Source organism: Fulvivirga sp. (assembly GCF_040220315.1).
In the GTDB taxonomy this organism is placed as follows: domain Bacteria; phylum Bacteroidota; class Bacteroidia; order Cytophagales; family Cyclobacteriaceae; genus Fulvivirga.
The window spans coordinates 1-4,229 of the sequence record NZ_JAVJUY010000301.1; the positions used below are offsets into that span (position 1 = coordinate 1).

The following is a 4,229-nucleotide window of genomic DNA, read 5'->3' on the forward strand; positions in this document are numbered from 1 at the left end:
TGTTTCTTTACCAATAATTCTTTGGTTTTTATCATCTAGTGTCACTTTAATATTATAGTCTGCCTTTTGTTGCCAGTAATCTGGCCCGGGAGAACCATCTGCAGACCGGTAAGAGTTAGGCGTAGGCAACAGGTCATCCAGCTGTTCAAACTTGCCTTTCCATTGTGCTTGAATCATGTGTACCTGAAAGAATACAAGGGTCACAATTGTAAAAAGCCGCAGATTTACCTTCTTGTTATTATTGCTCACTATTCTTCTCTAAAAACCGATCAAACTCACTCTCTGTCATTTTTCGAGGGTACAGATTATTGCCCATATCTGTGTCAGCTGTTTCAAAATAAGGGTCTAACACCACATGAACTACCTTTTTATCAAAAGTAAATACCTTTTTTATCATGCTTTCATTCAGCCGCCATACCTCAGCAGGGATGGTTTGAAGCTCTTTGGAATCATCCTCAAAGATAAACTCTACTACTATGGGAGAAATTAGGCCTCCTTTATTCGTAAAAGTAAGCTCATAAAAATTCTTGTTTTCTAAGCGGCTGATAATAGCAGTATCATTTATTTTGCCCTGAAATTCATTGTAATGAAACTTAGGAGTATGTTTAATTTTGAATGGAAGAGGCGATTCATTGATCGTTAACAACGCATCATTATCTGAGCTTTTTAGGTGGCTGTTCTTTACTTTTTTGTTTTTGTTTTCTATATCGGTGTCAGATGAAGGAACTCGATACCACTTAACATCATCCAAAGAAATATCTACGTTGTCATTACTGAAGAACCAGCCTTTCCAAAACCAATCTAAATCAACGGCAGAAGCATCTTCCATAGTCCTAAAGAAATCGGCCGGCTTAGGGTGTTTGAACGCCCATCGTTGGGCATATTCTTTGAGAGCAGCATCAAATAATTCGGGGCCCATAATTGTTTCTCGAAGCACATTGAGAGCCGCAGAAGGTTTGTAGTAAGCGTTGTAGCCTCTACTAACCAATTGTTCAGGATTTGTCATAATAGGCCTTAATAAGTTTGGGTCTCTTTTCATGTAATCCACAATCTCGATAACTGTTCCGCCCATGTTTGGGAAATAATCATAATTCTCAACCCGGGTTCTATGCTGAAGAAACGTATTAATTCCTTCATCCATCCAGGCCCACTGCCTTTCATCAGAGTTCACAATCATTGGAAAGTAGTTATGACCAATTTCATGGATAATCACATTAATGGTTTTGAATTTCACCCAGTCGGAGTAAGTTCCATCGGGCTGTGTTCTGCCATAATTGAAGCAGATCATTGGATATTCCATGCCAATATCGGCACTGTTTACTGAGTTGGCTACCGGATATGGATAGTCAAAAGTATATTTTGAATACGATTCGAGGGTTGTTTTAATGGTGGCAGTTGAAACCTTGCTCCATAGCGTATAAGACTCTTTCGGGTAGAAAGACATAGCCATTGGCGTGTTGGAACCAATTTTTACTGCTTGTGCATCCCAAATAAATTTTCTGGATGAACCAAAGGCAAAATCACGAACATTCTCCGCTTTGAAATTCCAGGTTGACTGCTTGGTTGATTTACTTTTTTCATTATCGACAGCCTCATCTTTGGTGACTACAAAAACGGGCTCGTTAAAAGATTCCTTGGCTAAATTATATCTTGTTAATTGTTCTGCCGTTAGCACATCTTTGGGGTTTTGAAGTACACCAGTAGCTGCTACTATAAGATCAGATGGCACTGTGATGTTCACGTTAAAATCTCCAAAAGTGAGCGCAAACTCACCAGCGCCTAAGTATTGTTTATTTTGCCAACCGTTCACATCGTCATACACGGCCATTCTGGGATAAAACTGGGCAATGGCATAAATGTAATTATCATCTTCGGGAAAATATTCATACCCATTTCTGCCTGCCAACCTCATTCTGTCAGCAATATTGTATTTCCATTTCAAATGAATCTTGATTGAATCACCAGACTTTAGAGGCTGTTTAAGGTAAAGGCGCATCATAGTTTGGTTGATCACATAGTTTAATGGTTCCCCGTCATTTCCTAATACATGCTCAATATCAAATCCTCCTTCATACTCATGAAGGCCAAAATTTGTAGCTGCAGATTTGGTGTCCGCACTGTTGGCAATTCCATCTAACGAAATCTTAGGTGTTGCAGAATCTTCATCAAGAATATTTTGATCTAACTGTACCCACAGATAGGTAAGTTGTTGAGGGGAATTATTAAAATAGGTGATAGTTTCTTCTCCAGATATTACTTGTGTTGCATCGTCAAGCGTAACATCAATATCATAATTTGCCCGTTGCTGCCAGTATTTTGGCCCGGGGGCACCAGAGCCCGAACGATATTCATTTGGTGTGGGTAACTCTTTGTTTAATTGCTCAAATTTGCCTTGCCATTCCGAACTCTGAGCGGCACCCAAAATGTATGCACTACTTAAAATACAGGTTAGTATGGTTTTGTTTAATCGATTCACCAGTATATTGCTTCAACCGTTAGAATTAATGAAATACCTGCTATCGCAGAAGAAAGAACCAACCGCCAATCTCTTTTGTTCACTGAGAATAATTCGGTAAATAAAAAACTACTGCCCAGCACACAAAAAACAATGAAAAGCTGGCCAAGTTCAAGCCCAACATTAAACCCAAATAGCTGAACAACGATGTTATTTCCCGTACCTAAAAGGTGCTTTAAATAATTTGAAAAACCCATGCCGTGAATCAGCCCAAAAAACAGTGTAAGTAAATAACTATTCCACTTGACATTTTGGTATAGCGTGTCTTTTTTGAACAAATTTAATAGTGCTGTGAGAAGTATGGTTAACGGTATAAGAAACTCAATAATTTCGGTTGAAAAAGAAAGGACTTCAAACGTAGCTAAAGCAAGGCTCACGGAATGTCCAACCGTAAAAGCTGTAACTAGAAATACTACCCTTTTCCACTCTTTAAAACTATATAATCCCGAAATGGCTATCACAAAAAGAATATGGTCTAGTCCGTTCCAATCTACTATGTGATCGCGGCCCAGCTCCATATACAAAAGAAACTCCTCCATACGAATTTTTACTAATTTGCGATTATAGGTTTTATTGAGAAAGGGAGAAAATGTAATTATATAAATGTCGGTTTTTTTACTTTATGTGGTTGTTTGGAAGTTATTTACTATGCTTCTGGCTCAAATGATCAATAAGCACGAGGAATTGGGTTCTGAAAGTAATACAATTCTCAAACTGATTAAATACCAATTAAGAAAATGCCCGATTCGAATATTACCGGACAATAAACGGAGCTTTGTAATATACACCCCAACTTTCCCCATTATGCTTTAATAGGCAGAGAGATTCCGCCCTAAAATGCTTCACAAAAGTCTTTGCCTCAAATTCTGGCCAGGCATTGTGAAATACTTGTTTTTTTAAATCTCTAAACGCTAAGGTCATGTGCGGATTAAAGCCACGGTTTTTATAGTCAGAATTAAAGACATTAAATACTTTTTTCATTACCTCATTTACTGAGTGAAACAATAAAGTTAATTCATCTGAATTCTCGATATGAATATAAATTACTCGATCCCTAAAATGCCCAAAACCATTGAGGTAAACTGTAAACGGGTTTGTAGCTTGCGCCAACTCTGTAATACTAGCCTTGAGATCATGCTCCTTCTCTTCCTTAATTTTAAAGGGCATATGCAGGGTAATATGTGGAGGTGACCTTAAACCTGCTTTGCTACCATATTCTGTGGACATATATTTTTTTAATTCACTCACTTCTGAGTAAATGGGCTCTGGGGGCAGCAAAGCAATGAAATAAAGTGGTTTTTCTGTCAAATCAAGTAGTTCTGTCGATCGAAATTAAATAAATATTTCGATGATAATAGGTAAACAATCGCTAACTTATATTCCCTATTTCACCTTAAATTATACGATAATGAAAAGATTCTATTATTTGTTCAATGGCGTGCTTATTATATCACTTTTTGCTTTCACTGGATGTGGTGATGATGACGATGATGGCGGGGCTACCCCATTAGAAGGCACATTATGGACAGAAACTGGTTCAGTTGAAACGTGCGATGACCCTGCTGATAATGACACGGAAGTTCTATCTTGTACCTCCAGCGAATGCTACACCATTCGCTTGTCTAACGGCACTATTACATTCACGGATATTGAGGATGGCACAACTGAAACTTCAACAGGAACATATACAATAAATGGAAATGTAATTACAGTC

The 4,229-nt window shown here is 38.0% G+C and carries 4 protein-coding genes and 1 pseudogene; 1 reads left to right on the forward strand and 4 read right to left on the reverse strand.

Going from position 1 to position 4,229, the window contains the following annotated elements:
- The 4 genes and pseudogenes from RLO81_RS15145 to RLO81_RS15160 form a co-directional block, all read right to left on the reverse strand.
- Positions 1-249: pseudogene (locus RLO81_RS15145) on the reverse strand (M1 family peptidase); the annotation flags it as partial.
- A complete protein-coding gene (locus RLO81_RS15150) occupies positions 239-2,476 on the reverse strand; it encodes a M1 family metallopeptidase (protein WP_350113412.1) in 2,238 nt (745 codons plus the stop codon). The pseudogene RLO81_RS15145 and the gene RLO81_RS15150, both read right to left, overlap by 11 nt.
- Complete coding sequence (locus RLO81_RS15155) at positions 2,473-3,054, reverse strand: HupE/UreJ family protein (protein ID WP_350113415.1); 582 nt, start codon at positions 3,052-3,054, stop codon at positions 2,473-2,475. The genes RLO81_RS15150 and RLO81_RS15155 overlap by 4 nt, the downstream gene beginning before the upstream one ends.
- Positions 3,055-3,268: 214 nt before the next feature.
- Positions 3,269-3,823: a 2'-5' RNA ligase family protein gene (locus RLO81_RS15160; RefSeq protein ID WP_350113418.1), complete on the reverse strand. Its 555-nt coding sequence runs from the start codon at positions 3,821-3,823 to the stop codon at positions 3,269-3,271.
- Between the two features lie 100 nt (positions 3,824-3,923).
- Here RLO81_RS15160 and RLO81_RS15165 point away from each other — a divergent pair.
- A partial coding sequence (locus tag RLO81_RS15165) for a hypothetical protein (protein ID WP_350113419.1) occupies positions 3,924-4,229 on the forward strand: 306 nt, incomplete at its 3' end.